Origin of the sequence: Micromonospora sp. MH33 (assembly GCF_003013775.1) — a bacterium.
Classification (GTDB): Bacteria; Actinomycetota; Actinomycetes; order Mycobacteriales; family Micromonosporaceae; genus Micromonospora; species Micromonospora fulviviridis.
This window is the reverse complement of sequence record NZ_MUYZ01000039.1, coordinates 13,254-35,238: the sequence shown is the minus strand read 5'-3', so window position 1 is coordinate 35,238 and position 21,985 is coordinate 13,254. Positions and strand designations below refer to the sequence as shown.

At 72.9% G+C, this 21,985-nt stretch carries 22 protein-coding genes and 1 pseudogene; 9 read left to right on the top strand and 14 right to left on the bottom strand.

Annotated elements, in window-relative coordinates:
* Positions 1-159: 159 nt before the first annotated feature.
* Complete coding sequence (locus B0E53_RS09440) at positions 160-531, bottom strand: VOC family protein (protein ID WP_107075676.1); 372 nt, start codon at positions 529-531, stop codon at positions 160-162.
* 108 nt (positions 532-639) lie between these two features.
* Between B0E53_RS09440 and B0E53_RS09435 the strand changes: the two genes are divergently transcribed.
* Positions 640-1,101, top strand: coding sequence for a hypothetical protein (locus B0E53_RS09435; protein WP_107075675.1), 462 nt, complete (start codon positions 640-642; stop codon positions 1,099-1,101).
* Positions 1,102-1,139: 38 nt separating this feature from the next.
* Here the strand turns inward: B0E53_RS09435 and B0E53_RS09430 are convergent, their stop codons facing one another.
* From B0E53_RS09430 to B0E53_RS09415, 4 genes are all read right to left on the bottom strand, one after another.
* Positions 1,140-1,910, bottom strand: a complete 771-nt coding sequence (locus B0E53_RS09430; protein ID WP_107075674.1) for an NPCBM/NEW2 domain-containing protein — start codon at positions 1,908-1,910, stop codon at positions 1,140-1,142.
* Positions 1,911-1,937: 27 nt separating this feature from the next.
* Positions 1,938-2,612 carry a thymidine kinase gene (locus B0E53_RS09425; RefSeq protein ID WP_246835314.1) on the bottom strand — a complete coding sequence of 225 codons (675 nt, stop codon included), beginning with the start codon at positions 2,610-2,612 and terminating at the stop codon, positions 1,938-1,940.
* Positions 2,613-2,716: 104 nt separating this feature from the next.
* Positions 2,717-4,108, bottom strand: a complete 1,392-nt coding sequence (locus B0E53_RS09420) for an MFS transporter (RefSeq protein ID WP_107075672.1) — start codon at positions 4,106-4,108, stop codon at positions 2,717-2,719.
* A 15-nt stretch (positions 4,109-4,123) separates the two neighbouring features.
* Positions 4,124-4,891 carry a glycerophosphodiester phosphodiesterase family protein gene (locus tag B0E53_RS09415; RefSeq protein ID WP_107075671.1) on the bottom strand — a complete coding sequence of 256 codons (768 nt, stop codon included), beginning with the start codon at positions 4,889-4,891 and terminating at the stop codon, positions 4,124-4,126.
* Positions 4,892-4,990: 99 nt separating this feature from the next.
* Here B0E53_RS09415 and B0E53_RS09410 point away from each other — a divergent pair, with 99 nt between their 5' ends.
* Together B0E53_RS09410 and B0E53_RS39210 are read left to right on the top strand one after the other, a co-directional pair.
* The gene (locus B0E53_RS09410; protein WP_246835311.1) at positions 4,991-5,443 is read left to right on the top strand and encodes a helix-turn-helix domain-containing protein; all 453 of its coding nucleotides are present in this window, start codon (positions 4,991-4,993) and stop codon (positions 5,441-5,443) included.
* Positions 5,436-5,804, top strand: coding sequence for a DUF4180 domain-containing protein (locus tag B0E53_RS39210; RefSeq protein ID WP_107075670.1), 369 nt, complete (start codon positions 5,436-5,438; stop codon positions 5,802-5,804). Before B0E53_RS09410 ends, B0E53_RS39210 begins: the two co-directional genes overlap by 8 nt.
* A 52-nt stretch (positions 5,805-5,856) precedes the next feature.
* Here the strand turns inward: B0E53_RS39210 and B0E53_RS39205 are convergent.
* Both B0E53_RS39205 and B0E53_RS09395 read right to left on the bottom strand, forming a co-directional pair.
* Positions 5,857-6,259 (bottom strand): annotated as a pseudogene (locus tag B0E53_RS39205) (SDR family NAD(P)-dependent oxidoreductase); the annotation flags it as partial.
* 59 nt (positions 6,260-6,318) lie between these two features.
* Positions 6,319-7,119, bottom strand: a complete 801-nt coding sequence (locus B0E53_RS09395) for a lysophospholipid acyltransferase family protein (protein WP_107075669.1) — start codon at positions 7,117-7,119, stop codon at positions 6,319-6,321.
* A 177-nt stretch (positions 7,120-7,296) separates the two neighbouring features.
* On the opposite strand from B0E53_RS09395, the gene B0E53_RS09390 reads away from it, so the two are divergent.
* Together B0E53_RS09390 and cydB are read left to right on the top strand one after the other, a co-directional pair.
* The gene (locus B0E53_RS09390) at positions 7,297-8,712 is read left to right on the top strand and encodes a cytochrome ubiquinol oxidase subunit I (protein ID WP_210406008.1); all 1,416 of its coding nucleotides are present in this window, start codon (positions 7,297-7,299) and stop codon (positions 8,710-8,712) included.
* A gap of 12 nt (positions 8,713-8,724) precedes the next feature.
* Complete coding sequence (cydB, locus tag B0E53_RS09385) at positions 8,725-9,723, top strand: cytochrome d ubiquinol oxidase subunit II (protein WP_107075667.1); 999 nt, start codon at positions 8,725-8,727, stop codon at positions 9,721-9,723.
* A 62-nt stretch (positions 9,724-9,785) separates the two neighbouring features.
* Here the strand turns inward: cydB and B0E53_RS09380 are convergent, their stop codons facing one another.
* From B0E53_RS09380 to B0E53_RS09370, 3 genes are all read right to left on the bottom strand, one after another.
* Positions 9,786-10,676 carry a GNAT family N-acetyltransferase gene (locus B0E53_RS09380; RefSeq protein ID WP_107075666.1) on the bottom strand — a complete coding sequence of 297 codons (891 nt, stop codon included), beginning with the start codon at positions 10,674-10,676 and terminating at the stop codon, positions 9,786-9,788.
* Between the two features lie 193 nt (positions 10,677-10,869).
* Positions 10,870-11,550 (bottom strand): hypothetical protein, encoded by a 681-nt coding sequence (locus B0E53_RS09375; RefSeq protein WP_107075665.1) that lies wholly within the window; start codon positions 11,548-11,550, stop codon positions 10,870-10,872.
* Between the two features lie 67 nt (positions 11,551-11,617).
* Positions 11,618-12,460, bottom strand: a complete 843-nt coding sequence (locus B0E53_RS09370; protein ID WP_107075664.1) for a patatin-like phospholipase family protein — start codon at positions 12,458-12,460, stop codon at positions 11,618-11,620.
* A 78-nt stretch (positions 12,461-12,538) separates the two neighbouring features.
* Here B0E53_RS09370 and B0E53_RS09365 point away from each other — a divergent pair, with 78 nt between their 5' ends.
* Positions 12,539-13,267, top strand: a complete 729-nt coding sequence (locus tag B0E53_RS09365) for an SDR family oxidoreductase (protein ID WP_107075663.1) — start codon at positions 12,539-12,541, stop codon at positions 13,265-13,267.
* 62 nt (positions 13,268-13,329) lie between these two features.
* Here B0E53_RS09365 and B0E53_RS09360 read toward each other — a convergent pair whose 3' ends face one another.
* From B0E53_RS09360 to B0E53_RS09355, 3 genes are all read right to left on the bottom strand, one after another.
* Positions 13,330-15,510 (bottom strand): DUF2974 domain-containing protein, encoded by a 2,181-nt coding sequence (locus tag B0E53_RS09360; RefSeq protein WP_246835310.1) that lies wholly within the window; start codon positions 15,508-15,510, stop codon positions 13,330-13,332.
* Positions 15,511-15,655: 145 nt separating this feature from the next.
* A complete protein-coding gene (locus B0E53_RS40085; protein ID WP_281492849.1) occupies positions 15,656-15,781 on the bottom strand; it encodes a hypothetical protein in 126 nt (41 codons plus the stop codon).
* Positions 15,778-17,196 carry an OFA family MFS transporter gene (locus B0E53_RS09355; RefSeq protein WP_107075661.1) on the bottom strand — a complete coding sequence of 473 codons (1,419 nt, stop codon included), beginning with the start codon at positions 17,194-17,196 and terminating at the stop codon, positions 15,778-15,780. The genes B0E53_RS40085 and B0E53_RS09355 overlap by 4 nt, the downstream gene beginning before the upstream one ends.
* A gap of 280 nt (positions 17,197-17,476) precedes the next feature.
* Here B0E53_RS09355 and pdxY point away from each other — a divergent pair, with 280 nt between their 5' ends.
* The 3 genes from pdxY to B0E53_RS09340 all read left to right on the top strand — a co-directional run bounded on the left by pdxY (position 17,477) and on the right by B0E53_RS09340 (position 21,405).
* On the top strand, positions 17,477-18,328 hold the full coding sequence (gene pdxY / locus B0E53_RS09350) for a pyridoxal kinase PdxY (protein WP_107075660.1): 852 nt from the start codon (positions 17,477-17,479) through the stop codon (positions 18,326-18,328).
* Positions 18,329-18,431: 103 nt separating this feature from the next.
* Positions 18,432-18,881 (top strand): helix-turn-helix transcriptional regulator, encoded by a 450-nt coding sequence (locus tag B0E53_RS09345; RefSeq protein WP_107075659.1) that lies wholly within the window; start codon positions 18,432-18,434, stop codon positions 18,879-18,881.
* 145 nt (positions 18,882-19,026) lie between these two features.
* Entirely contained in the window at positions 19,027-21,405 is a 2,379-nt protein-coding gene (locus B0E53_RS09340; protein ID WP_107075658.1) for an excinuclease ABC subunit UvrA, read from the top strand.
* Between the two features lie 83 nt (positions 21,406-21,488).
* Here the strand turns inward: B0E53_RS09340 and B0E53_RS09335 are convergent, their stop codons facing one another.
* Entirely contained in the window at positions 21,489-21,974 is a 486-nt protein-coding gene (locus tag B0E53_RS09335; protein WP_107075657.1) for a carboxymuconolactone decarboxylase family protein, read from the bottom strand.
* Positions 21,975-21,985: the final 11 nt, after the last annotated feature.

The following is a 21,985-nucleotide window of genomic DNA, read 5'->3' as shown; positions in this document are numbered from 1 at the left end:
ACGCCGTCGCCGGCCGAGCAGCGGGTCAGCCCCGACGTGGCGCGGCTGCTCGGCCGGGCGCCGCGCGGCTTCGCCGACTGGGCGGCGCGGCACGTCGCCGACTTCCGCTGACCGGTCCCGCCGGCCCGCCGGACAATCCCGGCGGGCCGGCGGCGGTGCTCAGCCCTGCGGCCGGGGGCAGAGGCAGAACGGCTGGCCGATCGGGTCGAGCAGCACGGTCCACCGCTCGCCGCCCGGCTGGAACTCCGGCCGCGTCGCGCCGGCCGCCACGAGCTCCTTCTCGGCGACGGTCACGTCGTCGACGTAGAGGTCGAGGTGGTAGCGCTTGCCGGCGGTCTCGTCCGGCCAGGCCGGCGGCGCGTATCCGGGCACCAGGCCGAAGCCGATCGAGGTCCCGTCCTTGCTGATCATGGCGTATTCGGCCTGGCTGTGGGTGACCTCCCAGCCGAGGGCGCGGGAGTAGAACGCGGCGTGGGCGACCGGGTCGGAGCTGTCGAGGTTGACCATCGCGAGGTCGGCGTGCACTGTCATGCCGACAGTCTGCCGAAGGTACCTGCCATCTGCTGTCAGGATCAGTCGGCGGATCGCAGCGGCACAAGTTCCTGCGGGCCGGCCCGCCGGTCTCTACCGTCGGTGGTGATGGGCAGGGAACGGGCGGGGAGCCGGCCGGCCCGGCGCCGCCGCCGGCCGGTACGCGGCGGCGTGCTGGTCGCCGGCCTCGGGCTGGGCACCTGCCTGGTCGGGGTGGCCGGGCTCGGCGTCTGGAACGTGCAGGTGGTGCTCCAGGCCAACGGCCCGGTCCGCGACACCGCCGACGCGTTCTTCCGCGAGGTGGCCGCCGGGGAGACCGACCAGGCGTACGACAAGCTGTGCCGGGAGGCGCGCGGGAAGTGGAGCCAGGTCGGCTTCGGCAGCTGGGTGCGCACCCCGCCGCAGGTCAGCGGCTACGAGATCGTCGACGTGTCGGTGCAGACCCGGGGCGGCCGGCCGCGCGGCACGGTGACGGTGCGGCTCACCCGCGACGGCGGCGGCAGCGAGGAGCGGGAACTGCCGATCGTGCAGGAGGACGGGAAGTGGCGGGTCTGCGGGGACCCGTTCTGACCCCGGTCAGCGCGCAGGGCCGGCCCCGCACGGCGGCGTCACCGCAGGGCCGGCTCGACCCACACCGCGGCGTCGTCGCAGGAGGTGAGGCCGACGCTCTCGACCTTCAGCATCAGCCGGAGCCCGCCGGTGAGCGGCACGTCCACCGCGGCGGTGTCCCCGAGCCCTAATTCCCGGCGGACGACCGCCTCGCCGTCGACCAGCACCGTGAAGCGGGTGCGGTAGTCGTCCGGGGCGGTGTCGGCCACCCCGACCGTGGCGTGGAACCGGGTGTAGCGCCTGCCGAGGTTGAACGACTCCGCCGGGTCGTTCGTGGCGGAGCAGGTGGACGCGACGAGGCTGTGCTCGTACCGCTGTCCGTTGACGGTCGCCGCCCGGTGCCGCCAGCCCTGGCCGCCCTCGACGGGCGGCAGGTCGAACAGCCAGGTCGTGGCACCGTCGGGCGGTGGTGCGGCGCTGGTCGTGGCGGTGGTGGGTGCCGCCGCCCCGCCGTCCCGCGCCGCCGCGTCCGACGTGGGTGCGGGTGCGGTCCGCAGGGCGTAGCCGAAGATCGCCGCTCCGGCGACCGCGACGGCCAGGCCCACCAGCGCGGTCCGGTCGACCGGCTGCCCCAGGCGGCGTACCAGGAGGTAGCCGCCGGTCAGGACGGCGCCCGCGCTGGCCGCCAGGACGATGGGCCGGCCGCCGCCGGCCAGCAGCGCGGCCACCGCCGCCACGTCGGCGATCACGCCGACGCCCTGCGGCAGCAGGCGTGCGGGTCGCGGGGAGGTTCCCTCCGCCGGTGCCGTGGTGATGCCGTCCGTGCGCACGGGCCGTTTGTATCAGGCGCGCGCCCGTCAGGCGCGCGGGCCGAGGTCGCCGGAGCGGTAGTGGCGCCGGCACAGCACCTGGTAGCGCACGTCGGCGGTGTCCACGGTGTCGCCGATGACGACCTGCTCGCCCTCGCGCACCACCCGTCCCTCGACGACCCGGGCGTTGAGCCGCCCCTCCCGGCCGCACCAGCAGAGCACCTCGACCTGGATGCGGGCCACCTCGTCGGCGAGTTCGAACAGCCGCTGCGCGGCCGGGAACAGGCAGGAGCGGAAGTCGGTGGCCAGGCCGAAGGCGTACACGTCGACGTCGAAGTTGTCGACCAGGTCGGCCATCTGCTCGATGTGCGCCAGGTCGTAGAAGGACGCCTCGTCGCAGATCAGGTAGTCGACGCGGACCCCCTCGGCCCAGGCGTCGCGCACCAGGTCGCGCAGGTCCAGCTCGTCGGTCACCTCGACGGCGGAGTGGGCCAGGCCGATGCGGGTGGTCACCTGCGGGCCGAGCGACCGGTCGATGCGGGTGGTGACCAGGCCGCGCCGGCCCTGCCGGGCGTGGTTGTAGTTCATCTGCAGGGCCATCGTGGACTTGCCGCAGTCCATCGGCCCCCAGAAGAACTTCAGCGCGGCGGCGTGCAGCGGCCGGCCGTCGACGCCGCGGGCGGCGGCGCAGCCGCCGGCACGGTCGTCGCCGGGGCCCGGCAGGGGACGGGCCAGGCAGGTCGGGGCGGCGTCGTCGGTCACGTCGGGGCAGCCTAGCCCATCGACGCGGAAGGATCTTGCCCGCGCGCGGCCCGCGCGGGCCCGCCTCACAGCACCCGGGGCGGGGTGTTGCCGGCGGCGACGATGGCCCGGCGGATCGGCACGGCCGCCAGCAGCGCGAACCCGACCACGAAGAAGATCAGCAGGGAGACCAGGCCCACCCGGTACGAGGAGGTGAGCTGGAACACCAGGCCGAAGGCGAGCGGCCCGAGCCAGCTGGTGCCCTTGTCGCTGATCTCGTAGAAGCCGTAGTACTCGCCCTCCTTGCCGGCGGGGATGAGCTGGCTGAACAGCGACCGGCTCAGCGCCTGGCTGCCGCCGAGCACCAGGCCGATGCACCCGCCGAGCACCATGAACGGCAGCGGCGCCTCGGCGGGCAGCCGGAACGCGGCGATGATCACCCCGGTCCAGAGCACCAGGGACAGCAGCACGGTCTTCCAGGCGCCGATGCGCCGGGCCAGGGCGCCGAGGGCGAGCGCGCCGCCGAAGGCGAGGAACTGCACCAGCAGGATCGTCACGATCAGGGTGCTCTGCTCCAGCCGCAGCTCCTCGGTGCCGTACTGGCTGGCCAGGGTGATGACGGTCTGGATGCCGTCGTTGAAGACCAGGAAGGCGAGCAGGAAGAACAGCGTCAGCGGGTACGCCTTGATCTCCCGCAGGGTGTGGCCGAGCTGCCGGAACCCGTCGGTGAGCACGTTGCCGCCGCCGTGCCGGGCCGCGGCGGTCGGGTGCTCGCGCAGCCAGCGCAGCGGCAGCAGGGTGAACGCCGCCCACCAGACGCCGGCCGAGACGATCGACCAGCGGGCCAGGTCGAGGGTGCGCTGCGGGTTGCCCTCCTCGCTGAGCATGGTGACCGCGACAAGGTTCAGCGCCAGCAGCAGACCACCGCCGAGGTAGCCGATGGCCCAGCCGCGGCTGGAGATGGCGTCCCGGTCGTCGGGGCCGCCGAGCTGCGGCAGGAACGAGTTGTAGACCACCACGGCGGCGCCGAAGGAGATGTTGGCGACCAGGAACAGCGCCCCGCCGAGCAGGTAGCGGTCGCCGGTGACGAACGCGAACGCGATGGTCGCGCCGGCGCCGGTGAACGCGGCCGCGGCGAGCAGCCGCTTCTTGTGCGCCGACCGGTCGGCGATCGCCCCGACGACCGGCAGCACGAACACGGTGAGGAACACCGACAGCGAGATCAGGTACGGGTAGAAGGAGCCGGCCGCCACCCGGATGCCCAGCGGGTGCACGGCCCCGTCGCAGCTGTCGGCGCCCAGCTCGCAGCCGGCGGCCAGCTCGGTGACGGTGGTGAGGAACGGGCCGAGGAAGACCGTGATCACCGTGGTCTGGAAGGCGGAGTTCGCCCAGTCGTAGAAGTACCAGCCGGTGCGTTCCCGGCGGGTACTGCCCGGGCGGGCGGGCTCGGCGACGGCGGGGGCGACCGTATCGGCCATCGGGGTCCTCGAGGTTCAGGCGGCCCAGTGGCCGCGGCTGCGGTAGACGTCGCGCAGCACGCCGACGTGATCGGTCATGATGCCATCCACACCAAGATCAAGTAAGTCGTGCATTTCGGCGGGATCGTCGATCGTCCAGACATGCACCTGCAACCCGAGCCGGTGGCAGTAGTCGAGGAACCGCCGGTCGACCACGGGCAGGCGCCCGTACCGGACGGGGACCTGGGCGGCGACCACGGACGGGGGCAGCCGCAGCGGCCGCCCGTGCAGGGAGGCCATCCGCAGGCGGGCCACCCCGCGCATGCCGAGGCTGGTGGCGACCTTCGCCCCGGCCAGGGCGCGCAGCCGGGCCAGCCGGGCGTCGCTGAACGAGGCGAGCAGCACCCGGTCGCCGGCGCCGGTCCGGGCGACCGTGTCGACGGTGGGCACGACGCCCCCGTCGGCCTTGACGTCGACGTTGAACCGGACCTCGGGCCAGGCGCCGAGGACCTCGTCGAGGCGGGGCACCACGGCGGCGCCGCCGACGCGTACCGAGGCCAGGTCGGCCCAGCGCAGGTCGGCGATGCGGCCGCGCTCGCCGGTGACCCGGCGCAGGGTGGCGTCGTGGAAGATCACCGGCACGCCGTCGGCGGTGGCGTGCACGTCGGTCTCCACGTACCGGTAGCCCAGGGCGACGGCGCGGGCGAACGCGGCGGCGGTGTTCTCGTCGCCCTCGGCCGCGCCGCCGCGGTGGGCGAAGGCCAGCGGCGCGGGGGCGTCGAGGTAGCCGTGACGGGGCTGCACGCCGGAAGTATGCCGGGCCCGCGTGACGTCCGGGTGACCGGCCGACGTCGCCGCAGCCAACTTCCCTATCGTTCCCTGCTGCCGCTACGATAGGGCGCGATGGGGAACGACATGTACTCGGTGGAGCAGGTGGCGGACCTGCTCGGGCTACACGTGCGCACCGTGCGCGGCTACATCCGCGCCGGCCGGCTGCGCGCGGTGCGCATCGGCAAGCAGTACCGGATCGCCCGCGCCGACCTGGACGCGCTGACCGGCCGGCCCGCACCCGCCGCCGGCGCGCCGGCGGCGGAGGTGTCGAGCATCGTGCAGGTCGACGGCGTCGACCGGGCCGCGGCCGACCGCCTCGCCACGCTCGTGCTGGCCGGCGTCAACACCCACCACGACCCCGCGCGCCCCCTGCGCGTGCAGACCGTCCACGACGAGGAACGCCACCGCATGAAGATCGTGATCCTGGGCGACCCCGCCGCCACCGCCGACCTGCTGAACCTGGTCGACGCCGTGCTGGCCGGCGACAACGACCTGCTCGTCCGGAAGGAGACCGGCGATGCCTGACGTGCTGGAACAGCGGGCCGGGGTGCCGGTGCTGGTCTGCGACCCGGCCGGCCCGCCGGTGGCCACCACCGAGGCGGCGCTGGACCTGATCGGCGCGGCCTTCGGCGGCGCCGAGGTGGTCGCGTTGCCCGCCGGCCGGCTCGACCCGAGCTTCTTCTCCCTGGGCACCCGCTTCGCCGGGGAGATCATGCAGAAGTTCGTCAACTACCGGCTGCGGCTGGTCGTCGTCGGCGACATCTCCGGGCACCTGGCCGAGAGCGGCGCGCTGCGCGCGCTGGTGGCCGAGTCCAACCGGCACGACCACATCTGGTTCGTGCCCGACCTGGCCGCGCTGGACGCCCGGCTGGGCGCCGCCGGCTGAGCCTCAGCGCACCCAGCCCGCGGTCAACGCGGTCACCCCGAGCCCGGCCGACGTTGGCGACGAACTCGCTGGCCACCGCGCCCGGCTCGACCACGGTGACGCTGACCCCGACGGTGGCGGCGACCGGGGCGAGGCTCTCCATGAACCCCTCGACGGCGAACTTCGCCGCGCAGTACGCCTCGTTGAACGGCTGCCCGACCACCCCGCCGACGCTGGTCACGGTGATCAGCCGCCCCCGGGTGGCGCGCAGGTGCGGCAGCGCGGCCCGGGTGACGTGCAGGACGCCGAAGAAGTTGACCGACCCCGGCGGCGTCGGCGGCGGCGCGCAGCCGGTCGGCGCGGGCGAGGTCGCGCAGGGTGGCCACGGTGCGCCAGCCGGCGCGGGCGGCGCCCACGGCGGTCTCCAGGCCGATGCCGGTGGACGTGCCGGTGATCAGCACGGTGGGTGCGCTCACGGGTGCCTCCTGCCGCCACGGTCTCACCGCCGGGGCGGGCGCGCCGGCGAATCGGCGCATCAGCCGTGGTCGGTCCGGTGGCCCCCGTGGCGGGACCGGCGGCGGTGCGACCGGCTGGTGTCGACCGGGCGGCCCGGGTCGACGTGGCGGGGCCGGTCCGGCTCGTCGGGACGCAGCGGCGCCAGGTCGTCGGTGATCGCGTCGATGATCCGTTCGGTGGCCCGCCGGGCCGCGCCGGGGGTGCCCGGGTGCAGGTCGCGCAGCAGCACCGGGGCGCCGAAGTGCACCCGGACGGCCGGCCGGCGCCACACCGCCCGGGCCAGGGCGCGCAGCATGCCCTTGGGCGCCCGGTAGGGCAGCACCTCGTGGGAGCCCCACTGGGCGACCGGGAGGACGGGGGCGCCGCTGGCGAAGGCGAGCCGGGCGGTGCCGGTCTTGCCCCGCTCGGGCCACATGCCGGGGTCCAGCCCGATGCGCCCCTCGGGGTAGACCAGCACCACCGATCCGCCGGCCACCGCGCCGGCGGCCATCTCCAGCGAGTGGTGCACGGAGCTGGTGCCCCGGTCGACGCGGATGTGCCCGGCGCGGCGCATCAGCGGCCCGATCACCGGGGCGCGGAACAGCCCGCCGGTGGCCATGATCCGCGGGTGGACGCCGCGGACCTGGCAGGCCGCGGCGAGCACCACGGGGTCGAAGGGGCTGATGTGGTTGGCGGCCAGGACCAGCGGCCCGCGGCGCAGGTCGTCCGGCACGTCGCCGCTGACCTCGAGCCGGCCGAGCAGGCCGACGAGGCCGCGGGCGGCCAGTTGCGCGGCGCGCCAGAGCAGGGGCGCCCGCCAGTGGGTGATCGGGGTGTCCATCAGTGCTGGATGGTCGCACGCGCGCGGGTGAGCCCGGGACCCGATCCCGGGCCGACCGGCAGAGGTGATCAGGGTCATTGGTCCCGGGCCGCTTCGGGCCCTGCGGCCCTGCCCATCCTTCTACGACGCCGAGTAGTATTTACTACGTCTCGTAGTATGCACAGCTGGGGGTTTCAGGTGGACGCGTTGGACGTCGCCCGCTGGCAGTTCGGTGTCACCACCGTCTACCACTTTCTCTTCGTGCCTTTGACCATCGGCCTGTCCGTGCTGGTGGCCATCCTCCAGACGATGTGGCACCGCACCGGCAACGAGCGGTACCTCAAACTCACCAAGTTCTACGGCAAGCTCTTCCTGATCAACTTCGCGATGGGCGTGGTCACCGGCATCGTGCAGGAGTTCCAGTTCGGCATGAACTGGAGCGACTACTCGCGCTTCGTCGGCGACATCTTCGGCGCGCCCCTGGCGATCGAGGCCCTGGTCGCGTTCTTCCTGGAGTCGACCTTCATCGGACTGTGGATCTTCGGCTGGGACCGGCTGCCCAAGCGCCTGCACCTGGCCGCGATCTGGGCGGCGGCGATCGGCACCAACCTGTCCGCGTACTTCATCCTCGCCGCGAACTCGTTCATGCAGAACCCGGTCGGCTACCGGATCAACCCGGACACCGGCCGCGCCGAGCTGACCGACTTCGTCGCCGTGCTCACCAACAAGGTCGCCCTGATCACCTTCCCGCACACCCTCTCCGGCGCGTTCCTGGTCGCCGGGTCGCTGATCGTCGCCGTCGGGCTGTGGCACGTCATCCGCAACCGGGGCAGCGCCGACACCGACGCCTACCGCTTCGCCACGAAGTTCGGCTCCTGGGTGGTGCTGGTCTCCGCGGCGCTGGTGCTGTTCACCGGCGACATCCAGGGCAAGATCATGACCGACGTGCAGCCGATGAAGATGGCCGCCGCCGAGGGCCTCTACACCACCGAGAGCCCCGCCTCGTTCTCCGTGCTCACCGTCGGCAGCCTCGACGGCAGCCGCGAGGTCTTCGCCCTCAAGATCCCGTACCTGCTGTCGTTCCTCGGCACCGGCGACCCGAACGGCACCGTGCAGGGCATCAACGACCTCCAGGCCCAGTACGCCACCCAGTACGGCGCCGGCAGCTACACCCCGATCATCCCGGTCACCTACTGGAGCTTCCGCTTCATGATCGGCCTCGGGCTGGCCGCCGCCGCGATCGCCCTGATCGTGCTCTGGACCCAGCGCAAGGGCCGCACCCCGTCGAGCCGCTGGCTGCTGCGCGCCGGCCTGGTCATGCCGGCCCTGCCGCTGCTGGCCAACTCCTTCGGCTGGATCTTCACCGAGATGGGCCGCCAGCCGTGGATCGTCTTCGGCGAGATGCTCACCCGCAACGGCGTCTCCCGCAGCGTCTCCCTGACCGAGGTACTCACGTCGTTCACCGCGTTCACCCTGATCTACGCCACCCTCGCGGTGATCGAGTTCAAGCTGCTGGTCCGCTACGCCAAGGCCGGCGTGCCCGACCTCACCCCCGACCCCGCAGTCGACGACAGCCACGACGACGCCGAGCGCCCGCTCGCCTTCGCCTACTGACCGGAGCCCACCGTGGAACTGACGACCGTCTGGTTTCTCCTCGTCGCCGTGCTCTTCACCGGCTACTTCATCCTCGAAGGCTTCGACTTCGGCGTCGGCATGCTGCTGCCCGTGCTGGGCCGCGACGACCGGGAACGCCGCGTCCTGATCAACACCATCGGCCCGGTCTGGGACGGCAACGAGGTCTGGCTGATCACCGCCGGCGGCGCCATGTTCGCCGCGTTCCCCGAGTGGTACGCCACCCTCTTCTCCGGCTTCTACCTGCCGCTGCTGCTGATCCTGCTCGCCCTGATCGCCCGCGGGGTGGCCTTCGAGTACCGGCACAAGCGCCCCGAGGCGACCTGGAAGCGCCGCTGGGACCAGGCCATCTTCTGGGGTTCGGCCGTGCCGGCGGTGCTGTGGGGCGTCGCCTTCGCCAACATCCTGCGCGGCGTGCCACTGTCGGCCGACCACGAGTACGCCGGCGGCCTGCTCGACCTGCTCAACCCGTACGCCCTGCTCGGCGGGGTGACCACCCTGGGCCTGTTCCTCACCCACGGCGCGGTGTTCGTCGCCCTGAAGACCAGCGGCGACATCCGGCAGCGGGCCGGCGCGCTGGCCGTCAAGGTCGGTGTCGGCACCGCCGTCGTGGCGGTGGCCTTCCTGGCCTGGACGCTGACCATCCGCTCCAGCGCGGCCGCCGTCGTGCTCGCCGCCGGCGCCGCCCTCGCCCTGCTCGGCGGTCTCGCCGCCGCCCGGGTACGCCGGGAGGGCTGGGCGTTCGCCGGCACCGCCGTGGCCATCGCCCTGGCCGTGGCGACCCTGTTCGCCGCGCTGTTCCCGAACGTGCTGCCGTCCACCCTGGACGCCGCCGGCACGCTGACCGCGAGCAACGCCGCCTCCACCCCCTACACCCTGAAGATCATGACCTGGGTGGCGGTGGTGTTCACCCCGATCGTGCTGGCCTACCAGGGCTGGACCTACTGGGTGTTCCGCAAGCGAATCGGGGTACAGAACATCCCGCAACACTGACGAGCCTGCGGGCGGGTGACGCGGGGCCGGTGCGAGGGGGTCGCACCGGCCCCGCGGGGCGTTCAGACCAGGTCGATCCTCTCCCACTCGACCGGGTAGCCGGCCCGGGCGAAGGTGGCCGCCATCGGGGTGTTGCCCTGGTCGGTGGCGGCCACGATCGAGTCGGCGCCGGCCTCGACCAGCAGGTGGGTGCCCTCGACGAGCAGGTCGTAGGCGTAGCCGTGGCCGCGCTGTTCGGGCAGCACGCCGACGAACCCCACGACGTGGTGGGTCGGGTTGCGGGCCGGCACGACCAGACCGACCGGCTCGCCGCCGGGGGTGAACGCCATCCGCCACCAGTCCCGCGGGCTGGGCATCCAGCGCAGCAGGTCCAGGTCCTCCCGCGCTGCCGCGAGCGGGCCGTGGGCGGCCGCCGCGGCCCGGAAGTGGGCGTCCAGGCTGCCCTCGCCGATGCGGCACAGCGCGTCCAGGATCACCGCGTCGTCCGGCTCGGGCCGGAACTCCAGCCGCCCCGGCCGGACCGGCAGCCCGCACTCGGGCGTCCACCGGTAGCGGTACCGCTCGACCAGCACCCGCATGCCGGCCGCCGTCGCGGCGTCGATGCGGGCCTGCGCCTGGGCGCGCACCGCGGGATCCTCGCGCCAACCGTGGGGCAGCAGGATCGAGTACTCGGCGTGCAGCGGCGCCGTGCGCAGCAACTCGACCGCCGCCTGGGCGTCGGTGAAGTCGAACCAGTCCAGCGCCAGCGGCGCCGGGTCGTCCGGCCCGGCCCACCAGGCGGCCCGGGCCACCACCACCCCGTCGCGCAGGGCCACCCAGGTCCACTCCGGGCGGAAGCCGCCGCCGGCGTAGGTCTCCCCGAGCACGGCGCGCCCGACCAGCCCGGGGTCGGGCAGGGAGTCGAAGAGATGTTCCTCGCCCGCGACGAGCGGGCGAACGACCAGATCGGTCATGAAGGTCCTTCCAGGAAGCGGTGCGCTCCCCGGTTCAGGACCCCGGCGTCCTCGCGGCCGGGTGGGAGCGCATGACAGTCGTACGTGCCATGGCACTCACCTCCCTCCGGTCTCGTCGAGGACGCCGCGGAACCGTACCAGACGCCGCGCGCCCCGGCCGAGGCGTTTTCCGGCCGGGGCGCGCGGCGTCTGGTCAGCGGGCCTCGCGCAGCTCCGCCAGCCGGGCCTCGATCTCGGCCAGCTCGGCGCGCAGCTTCTCCGCCTGCTGTTCCGCCTCGGCCCGCTCGGCGGCCAGGATCTGCTCCACCGCCTCCTGCACCCCGGGAACGTCGACCAGCGCCACCATCCGCAGCGCCTCGGCCGGCTTCACCACGTACGGCTTGGCGAGGGCCTTGGCGCCCTGCTGCGCCGCCACCGTCCACTCGCCCTCGGCGTAGGCCAGCGTCACCGTCAACCCGGCCGGGCCCTTCGGCTTCACGGCCTTCACCGGCCGCCGCGCCGGCTTCGGCTCCGCCTGCTGCTCCACCCTCGGCTCCTCCCGCCGCGGCGCCGGCACCGCCGGCGTGTCCAACACGAACTCCGGCTCCGCCGGCGCCGCCTCGACCGGGGGCTCCGGCTTCGGCTCCGCCGGCCGCCGCCCGGCCCCCTTCGGGGCGATCGCCACGTCGGTGGGGGAGAAGGGCAGCTCGTCGCGGCCGAAGCGCACCACCACGAACTCCTCGGACACCTGCGGATCGGTCAGCTCCACCACCTGCCCGAACTGGCCCGCCATCTGCCCGGCCGCCGCCGTGAACACCACCCTGGGCTTGCGGCCGGCCGCCAACGCCTCCCGGATGCCCTGTACCTCGTCAGTGGACAAACCCTGGCCCGCCATCACAGCCCTCTTCCGTACACGTGTCTGATGCCTGCCTTGATACCAGCCGACACCGACACCCGGGAGATCAACCCCCGGCAACCCAGACGGCCGCCACCTCCTCGGCCACCGCGGACGCCTGCGCGAACCCGGCCCGCGCCGCCGCGGCCCGCCGCGCCGGATCCAGCACGTTGCGCCCGATCGCCGCCCGCGCCGCCCGGTCCGGCGACACCACCGCCACCCGCGCGCCCGCCGACCGCAACCCCGCCACCTGCGCCGACAGCCGCGGCATCGGCCCGAACCCGGCCCGCGTCGGCGCCAGCACCACCACCCGCTGCGCGCCCCGCGCCAGGTCCGCGTTCACCGCCGAGCGCACCCCACCGTCGACGTACCGCCGGCCGCCGATGGTGACTGGCGGCCAGACCCCCGGCACCGCGCAACTGGCCCCCACCGCGTCCACCAGCGGCACCTGCGAGCCGGCGTCGAACACCACGAACTCACCCGAGGCCGCGTCCACCGCCGTCACCAGCAGCCGCCGCGCCGGCCACCCTGCCACCGGCAACCGCGCCGCGATGACCGCCCGCCGCGACTGCTCCGACGGGGTACGCGCCGCCAGGGCCATCGCCCCGACCCGGGCCCGCGCCCGCACCGCGTCCCGGCCCCGGGTGCCCGCCCACGCCCAGCGCGCCAGGACTCCCACCCCCAACCGGGCCGCCACCTCGGTTCCCGCCGGACGCAACTGCGCCGCGTACAGCTCCTCCACCGGCGTGCCCGAGCACACCTGCGCGCCCACCACCGAACCCGCCGAGGTGCCCACCACCAGCTCCGCCGCGGTCAGGTCCAACCCCCGCTCGGACAGCCCGGCCAGCAGCCCCAACTCCCAGGCCACCCCGGTCACCCCACCGCCACCCAGCACCAGCGCCCGCGTCATGTGTGACCGTCCTCTCCACCCGGGTCCCGCGCCGCCCACGGTAACGTCACCCCCACCACCAGGGCAGGGGAGAGGACATTGAGCTCCGTCACCATCGTCACCGGTGGAGGGCGCGGCATCGGCGCCGCCACCGCCCGCCGGCTCGCCGCCGCCGGCCACGACGTCGTCATCGGCTACCGCAGTGACCACGCCGCCGCCGAGGCCGTCCTCGCCGACGTGCACGCCGCCGGCCGCCGCGGCGTCGCCGTCCCCGCCGACACCAGCGAGCCCGACCAGGTCCGGCGCCTCTTCGACGCCGCCGCCGAACTGGGCCCGCTCACCGGCCTGGTCAACAACGCCGGCGTCACCAGCCCGATCGGGCCCTTCGCCGACCTGCGCGTCGACGACCTGCGCCAGGTCGTCGACGTCAACCTCGTCGGCTACGTCCTCTGCGCCCAGCAGGCCGCCCGCCGGATGACCCGCGGTGGCGCCGTCGTCAACGTCTCCTCGGCCGCCGCCACCCTCGGCAGCCCCGGCGAGTACATCCACTACGCGGCCGTCAAGGCCGCCACCGACACCCTCACCGTCGGCCTCGCCAAGGAACTCGCACCGCGGGGCATCCGGGTCAACGCCGTCGCCCCCGGCATCATCCGCACCGACATCCACGCCCTGTCCGGCGCGCCCGACCGCCCGGACACCGCGGCCGGCCGGATCCCGCTGGGCCGCGCCGGCGAACCCGACGAGGTCGCCGGCGCCATCGCGTTCCTCCTCGGCCCCGACGCCTCGTACACCACCGGCGCCGTCCTGCGCATCGCCGGCGGCCTCTGACGCCGGCCCGATGGAGTGTCACCAGCGGTGTCCGGGACGGCTCCCACAGGCGCGGACCGGCCTCAGGGAATCTGTTCCGTCAGTTCCCGGACGCTTGTCTGATACGCCGGCTGAGTGTGGTACGGCCAGTGCCGCTCCAACGGTGGTGGCGCTGTGTCCGTCGGGTCGATGGTGACGGCGCGGGGGTCGCGGAGCCGGAGGTCGACCGACTCGGCCTCGGGGACACCGCAGGGCGGTCGTTCCACGCGCTGCCCCACGAAGATGGGCCCACCCACCGGGTCGGTGTCGCGCCAGAGGTTCCGCCACCGCCAGTCGAGCTGTTCGCCGATCTCGCACAGTGCCTGCTGGCCGAGGTAGGCGGGATAGAGGCGGGTGTAGATGCGGCCGAGCGGGGATCCGTGGGTCAGCAGGGCCACGCGACGCTGGACGTCCGGTGGCAGTTGCAGGATCGCGGCCACGGCCAGGACGGAGCCGTGGCTGTGCCCCGAGATGACCACCTTCTTGCCTGTCGCGACGAGGCCGGAGACCCGCTTGGCGAGTTCGGGCACCGCCCGGGCGGCGTAACAGGGCGGCGCGAACGGATGGACGATGCGTGGCCAGAAGTCGGCCAGGTCGAACAGCGCCGCCATCGCGCGACGGGTCTGCGTCGAGCGGTAGGAGCGGTAGGCGAGGATGACGAAACCGATCACCAACAAGCTGATGATCCAGACCCCGGCGTCGGTGATGTAGGCCGTGACCAGCGTCGTTCCCATCGGCCGCGCGGTCAGTTCGGCCACGAGCTGGGTGGGACCGAGCCCGATCGCGTTGAATGTGGTGACGGCCAGCCCCAGCGCAGCGATCAGGAAGAACGCGACCAGCATGGGGCCGAGTTCCTCGGTCACGTGGGATCTGGCGATGGCCTGCCGGACGGCGATGAGCCGGGGCGCCGCCTGCGGCGGTACGTCCGGATAGTCCTGCTCGACGATGCGCTCGGCGAGGCGACGGCGCCGGCGTCCGGTGAGCAGATACGTGATGGAGGCGGCTCCGGCGAGGATCATCAGCGCCGCGAGCCCGGCCAGCGCCGCCCACCAGTAGGCCACTGGTGGGTCCAGCGGACCAACGCCCGCTGGATTCGCTCGCAGCGCGCCCGGGACATGGCCGCGGTCGAGTTGATCGGCGACCCGGAAGACCAGGGTGCTGGCGAAGGCATCAGCGACTGTCACCGCCGCCGCCGCGACGACCGGTGTGCCGAGCCCGGCCAGGAATGGTCTGCTCCCCGTGGTCGTCCGGGCTCGCGCCGCCGTGACGGCGGCGAGCAGCACCAGCAGAACGCCCTGCGCCGACTGCAGGACCCCGACACCTCCCTCGTACCCGGGCAACTGTCCCGCCACGGGTGGGACGTGGCCGGCACGAACGGCGTAGCCGAGGCTCAGCAGCGTCACGGTGGCCGCGGCTGCCAGTAGGGGGAGCACGATGCGACGGGCCCTCGTGCTGCTGGTCGGCACGGGAAGGCAGAGCAGCACCGCACAGCACGCCAGCAGGCCCATGGCCGGTACCAGCAGGAGCCGGGCCGCCGAACCCTCCGGCCCGCTGACGCCGCCGAGGAGGCTGGCGTCGAGCGTGCCGACGCCGATCACCACGTGGATCTGGCGTAGCCAGGCGGGCGTCCGCTCGTCGTCCCAGAACCCCGGGGTGGTGAGCTTCTCGCGGTAAGACGTGGGCGGGTGGGGCGCCGGTTGACCGAAACCTTCCAACGCCCGCGCGGACCGCCTGCCCATTCCCCAGACCACCCGCAACGCGAGCAGGGGGATGAGCGACAGCAGGGACAGCCGCGCACCCATCGGCAGCGCGTTCAGCCAGGACAGGTACGCGCGGTCCTGGCGGCACCACTCGTACGGCACGCACTGCCAGCCGACCAGGTCCAGACTGATGCCGACCATCGAGAGCACGAAGGCTGCGGTGATGGTGCCGGCGAGCACCCGGCACAGCGCGGCGAGAAGATCGAACCGGTCCGCCGATCTGGGGCGCAGCCAGATCGACAGGTTGGCCAGCATGAACGGCAACAGCAGCAGCATGGACGCCGTCCGCACCGCCGCGCCGGCGGTCAGCGCGCCCCAGCGGTACGCCTCAACGGCGACTCCGGCGCTGGCGCCGCCGGCGACGCCGGTGCCCGCGCGGGGACGGTAGAACCCCGCGTGCTCGTCCCCGGCGACACGCACCACCACGGGGTGGTCGAGCATCCGCTCCGCGGTCCCCCCGGACACCCCGTGCACTCTCAACTCGACGGCGTCACGTGGACCTCCTGCGCCCATGGAGTCAGGCTCACAGACCGGCGGCGGGCAGGCATGCCGTACCGCCAAACCCGCTCGCGGGGTTCCGGGGTCGCGTCGCCGGGAGAGCTCGCCGAATCTAGTGGGTGAACAGCTTCGCCGCCGTGATCAGCGTCTGCACCACCCCGTACCCCAGCAGCGCCGCCACCACCACCCACGACACCACCAGGCGGACCCGCTGCCCGCCACCGACCCGCTCGTTCACGACCCGCTCCTCTCCGCCGCCACCGGCTGCGCACCCTCGACACCGTCCCGGCCCGACGCCGGCTCGTGGAACCGCTCCGGCACCGGCCGGATCAACAGGTTCGCCACGAAACCGACCGCCAGCACCCCGACCATCGTGAACAACGCCGGCCGGTACGCCGCCGCCGTCAACGTGCCCGGCTTGCCCTGCGCGTCCAGGAACGCGTTCACGATCAGCGGACCGGCCACCCCGGCCGCCGACCACGCGGTCAACAACCGGCCGTGGATCGCGCCCACCTCGAACGTGCCGAACAGGTCCCGCAGGTACGCCGGCACGGTGGCGAACCCACCGCCGTAGAACGACAGGATCACGCACGCCAGCAGCACGAACAGCGCCGTCGCCAGCTGCCCGAACAGGGCCAGCAGCACGTACAGCACCATCCCCACACCCAGATACAGCAGGTAGATGGGCTTGCGGCCGATCACGTCCGACGTCGACGACCACACGAACCGGCCCGCCATGTTGAACAGCGACAACAGCCCCACGAACCCGCCGGCCGCCGCCACCGACACCGCCGAGGTCCCGTTGTCCCGGAAGAAGTCCTGGATCATCGGGCTGGCCTGTTCCAGGATCCCGATCCCCGCCGTCACGTTGCAGAACAGCACCACCCACAGCAGCCAGAACGAGCGGGTCTTCACCGCGTTCGCCGCCGACACGTTCGCCGTGGTCACCAGCGGCTTGGCCGCCACCCGCGCCGGGTCGAAGCCCACCGGCCGCCAGTCGGCCGCCGGCACCCGCACGTTGAACACCCCGAACATCATGATCACGAAGTAGCCGACGCCCAGCGTCAGGAACAGCCACACCAGTGCGCTGCCCGACGCCGTCGACCCCGCGTTCGCCGGGTCGTACCCGGAGTCGTAGAACGACAACAGCTGCCGGGACAGGGGAGAGGCCACCATCGCCCCACCACCGAAGCCCATGATCGCCAACCCGGTCGCCAGCCCCGGCCGGTCCGGGAACCACTTGATCAACGTGGAGACGGGGGAGATGTACCCGATCCCCAACCCGATCCCGCCCAGCACCCCGTACCCCAGATACAGCAGCCACAGCTGCTTCGTGGCGATGCCCAGCGCGCCGACCAGGAAGCCCGCCGCCCAGAAGCACGCCGAGACGAACATGGCCTTCCGCGGCCCGTTCGCCTCCACCCACGTGCCCGCCACCGCGGCCGACAACCCCAGCATCACGATCGCGATGCTGAAGATCACCCCGATCGCCGTCTGCCCCGTGTCGAAGTGCGCGATCAGGGAGTTCTTGTACACGCTGGTCGCGTAGACCTGCCCGATGCAGAGATGGATGGCCAGCGCCGCCGGCGGGATCAGCCAACGGCTGTAGCCCGGCGGCGCGACGGTGTGCCGACGATCGAGTGCGGAAAGCATGCCCGCTTCCTCTCCGGAGAATGGCGAGAATTCCACCCGTTCATGCCCCCGCCGCACGCTGCGCCGAAACCCGCCCCGCGCCGGACGGTCGAAACCCTGAGCCGAACGGTCACCCCGCCACCGGGCCACACACCCTCCGTCACCGCACCGTCACCGCCCGCCATCACCGATCATGGGCACATGCCACTGCTCACCACCCCGGCCCTGCACCCCGGCGCCCTCGCCCGCCTCCGTACCGACACCTGACCAGCGCCGCGCCGGCGGATGCGACCATGGGCCCGTGAAGATCCTGTCCATCCAGTCCTCGGTCGCCTACGGTCACGTCGGCAACTCCGCCGCCGTGTTCCCCCTGCAACGGCTCCGGCACGAGGTCTGGCCGGTGCTGACGGTGCACTTCTCCAACCACACCGGCTACGGCGCCTGGCGCGGGCCGCTGCTGCCCCCGGCCGACGTGGCCGAGGTGATCGCCGGCATCGAGGACCGCGGTGTGCTCGGCACCGCCGACGCCGTGCTCTCCGGCTACCAGGGCGACCCGGCGATGGGCGCGGTCATCCTCGACGCGGTCGCCCGGGTGAAGGCGGCCAACCCGGACGCCCTGTACTGCTGCGACCCGGTGATGGGCGACGTCGGCCGCGGCATGTTCGTCCGGCCCGGCATCCCCGAATACCTGCGCGACACCGTCGTGCCGCGCGCCGACATCGTCACCCCGAACCAGTTCGAGCTGGAGTTCCTGGCCGGCCGCGGCACCGACACCCTGGACGACCTGCTCGCCGCCGTCGACGTCGTCCGCGACACCGGACCCCGGCACGCGCTGGTCACCAGCGTCCTGCACGGCGACGTCCCGGCCGGGGCGCTGGAGGTCGTCGCCGTCTCCGACGAGGGCGCCTGGGCGGTCACCACACCGCTGCTGCCGATCAGCCCGAACGGCGGCGGCGACGTCACCGCCGCGCTCTACCTGGCCCACCTCGCCACGACCGGGTCACCCGAGACGGCGCTGGAGCGCACCACCAACTCCATCTACGCCGTCTACGAGGCGACCCTCGCCGCGGGCACCCGGGAGCTGCAGCTCGTCGCCGCCCAGGACGCCATCGCCGACCCGCCCACCCGGTTCGCCGCCCGCCGGCTGCGCTGAGACGACCTCCGCACCGGCGGCACCCGATCGGCGGGTGACCGACCGCCACCAAGCCCGGCCCGGTGCTGGGCAACCCCGGCGGCGACGTGGCACGATCTGGCAGGTGACCAGCAGTACCGCCGCCGCGCAGCACCTGCGCGACCTCGCCCGGCTGCGCCGCGTCCGGGACCGGATCGACCGGGAGTACACGCAGCCGCTGGACGTCGAGGCGCTCGCCCGCGGCGTGAACATGTCGGCCGGGCACCTCAGCCGCCAGTTCCGGCTCGCCTACGGCGAATCCCCGTACTCCTACCTGATGACCCGCCGCATCGAACGCGCCATGGCCCTGCTGCGCCGCGGCGACCTCAGCGTCACCGAAGTCTGTTTCGCGGTCGGCTGCTCGTCGCTGGGCACCTTCAGCACCCGCTTCACCGAGCTCGTCGGCGTACCGCCCAGCACCTACCGGGCCCGCGCGGCCGGCGGCACCGCCGAGCTGCCGCCGTGCCTCGCGAAGCAGGTCACCAGGCCGGTCAGGAATCGAGAAGCGCCGGCCACGGGACCGCAACTAGCCTGACCGCCATGGCCCTCACCCGCCACCACGCCTCCCTCCCGCACACCGACGCGGACGCCGCCGCCGACGCGCCGGGCTGAGCCGTCCGGCTGCCCGAAGCCCGCACCCCGCCCCGGCCCACGCAGACCGCCGCACAGATGGAGACACGATGAGGACGGACACCCCGTCGCCCGCGCCGCACGCCGCCGACACCCACGACATGATCCGCGTGCAGGGCGCCCGCGAGAACAACCTCAAGGACGTCAGCATCGAGATCCCGAAGCGCCGCCTCACGGTGTTCACCGGCGTCTCCGGCTCCGGCAAGAGCTCGCTGGTCTTCGGCACCATCGCCGCGGAGTCGCAGCGCCTGATCAACGAGACCTACAGCACCTTCGTGCAGGGCTTCATGCCGACGCTGGCCCGCCCCGAGGTCGACGTGCTCGACGGGCTCACCACCGCGATCATCGTCAACCAGGAGCGGATGGGCGCCAACCCCCGCTCCACCGTCGGCACCGTCACCGACGCCAACGCGATGCTGCGCATCCTCTTCAGCCGGCTCGGTCAGCCCCACATCGGCTCGGCCCAGGCCTTCTCCTTCAACGTCGCGTCCATCAGTGGAGCCGGCGCGGTCACCATCGAACGCTCCGGCCAGACCACCAAGGAGCGGCGCAGCTTCACCATCACCGGCGGCATGTGCCCGCGCTGCGAGGGCATGGGCTCGGTGACCGACTTCGACCTGTCCGCCCTGTACGACGACACCAAGTCGCTCAACGAGGGCGCCCTCACGATCCCCGGCTACAGCGTCGACGGCTGGTACGGCCGCATCTTCAGCGGCTGCGGCTTCTTCGACCCCGACAAGCCGATCCGCAAGTTCACCAAGAAGGAACTGCACGACCTCCTCCACAAGGAGCCAACCAAGATCAAGGTCGAGGGCATCAACCTGACGTACGAGGGCCTGATCCCCAAGATCCAAAAGTCGTTCCTGGCCAAGGACGTCGACGCCATGCAGCCCCACATCCGGGCCTTCGTCGAGCGCGCGATCACCTTCACCACCTGCCCCGACTGCGACGGCACCCGACTCAACGAAGCCGCCCGCTCCTCGAAGATCGCCGGCATCAGCATCGCCGACGCCTGCGCCATGCAGATCAGCGACCTCGCCGACTGGGTACGGGCCCTGAACGAACCCTCCGTCGCGCCGCTGCTCACCGCACTGGGCGCCACCCTCGACTCGTTCGTGAAGATCGGGCTCGGCTACCTCTCACTCAACCGGCCCTCCGCGACGCTGTCCGGCGGGGAGGCACAGCGCACCAAAATGATCCGCCACCTCGGCTCCTCGCTTACCGACGTGACCTACGTCTTCGACGAGCCCACCATCGGGCTGCACCCCCACGACATCCAGCGGATGAACGAACTGCTGCTGCAACTGCGCAACAAGGGCAACACCGTGCTCGTCGTGGAACACAAGCCCGAGACCATCGCCATCGCCGACCACGTCGTCGACCTCGGCCCCGGCGCCGGCACCGCCGGCGGCGAGGTGGTCTTCGAGGGCACCGTCGAAGGCCTGCGGGCCAGCGGCACCCGCACCGGCCGGCACCTCGACGACCGGGCCCGCCTGAAGCCCTCGGTCCGCACACCCTCCGGCCTGCTGGAGGTACGCGGCGCCGACACCCACAACCTCCAGAACGTCGACGTCGACATCCCGCTCGGGGTGCTGACCGTCGTCACCGGCGTGGCCGGCTCCGGCAAGAGCTCACTGATCCACGGCTCCGTGTCCGGACGCGACGGGGTCGTGACGATCGACCAGGGCGCCATCCGCGGCTCCCGGCGCAGCAACCCCGCGACGTACACCGGACTGCTCGACCCCATCCGCAAGGCCTTCGCCAAAGTCAACGGCGTCAAGCCCGCACTGTTCAGCGCCAACTCCGAGGGCGCCTGCCCCGCCTGCAACGGCGCCGGCGTCATCTACACCGACCTCGCGATGATGGCCGGCGTCGCCACCACCTGCGAGGAGTGCGAAGGCAAGCGGTTCCAGGCCTCGGTCCTGGAATACCACCTCGGCGGCCGCGACATCAGCGAGGTGCTCGCCATGTCGGTCACCGAGGCCGAGGAGTTCTTCGGCGCCGGCGAGGCGCGCACCCCGGCCGCCCACAAGATCCTCGACCGGCTCGCCGACGTCGGGCTCGGCTACCTCACCCTCGGCCAGCCGCTCACCACACTGTCCGGCGGCGAGCGGCAGCGACTCAAGCTGGCCACCCAGATGGCCGCCAACGGCGGCGTCTACATCCTCGACGAGCCGACCACCGGCCTGCACCTCGCCGACGTCGAGCACCTGCTCGCCCTGCTCGACCGACTCGTCGACTCCGGCAAGTCGGTCATCGTCATCGAGCACCACCAGGCGGTCATGGCACACGCCGACTGGATCATCGACCTCGGCCCCGGCGCCGGCCACGACGGCGGCCGGATCGTCTTCGAGGGCACCCCCGCCGACCTCGTCGCCGCCCGCTCCACCCTCACCGGCGAACACCTCGCCGCCTACGTCGGCGCCTGACCGAACGGGTGTCGCCCCGACGGGGGAGCGCCACCGAGGATCCGGCCCGGACCGCGATCGTCCGGGCCGGATCCGCCGACCGGTCAGCCCAACGCGGCAGCGAACATGCCCGGCTCGTACGAACCACCCCGCTGGTGCACGATCACGGCCATCCGGTTCGCCGCGTTGATCAGCGCCACCAGGGCGACCAGCGCGGCGATCTGGTCGTCGTCGTAGTGCTTGCGTACCGCGGCCCAGGTCTCGTCCGACACCCCCTGGTGGGCGTCGGCCAGCCGGGTGCCCTCCTCGGCGAGCGCCAGCGCGGCCTGCTCGGCCTCGCTGAAGACGGTCGACTCCCGCCAGGCGGCGACCAGGTTGAGCCGCACCGGCGTCTCGCCGGCCGCCACGGCCTCCTTGGTGTGCATGTCGATGCACCAGCCGCACCCGTTGATCTGGCTGGCGCGCAGCGACACCAGCTCCTGCGTGGACCTCGGCAGCGGCGACTGGTGGATGACCAGGCCGGCGTTGGCGAACCGCTTGGCGAACTTGACGGCGATCTCGTTGGCGAACATGTCGAATCGAGCGTCCATGGCTCGTCCCT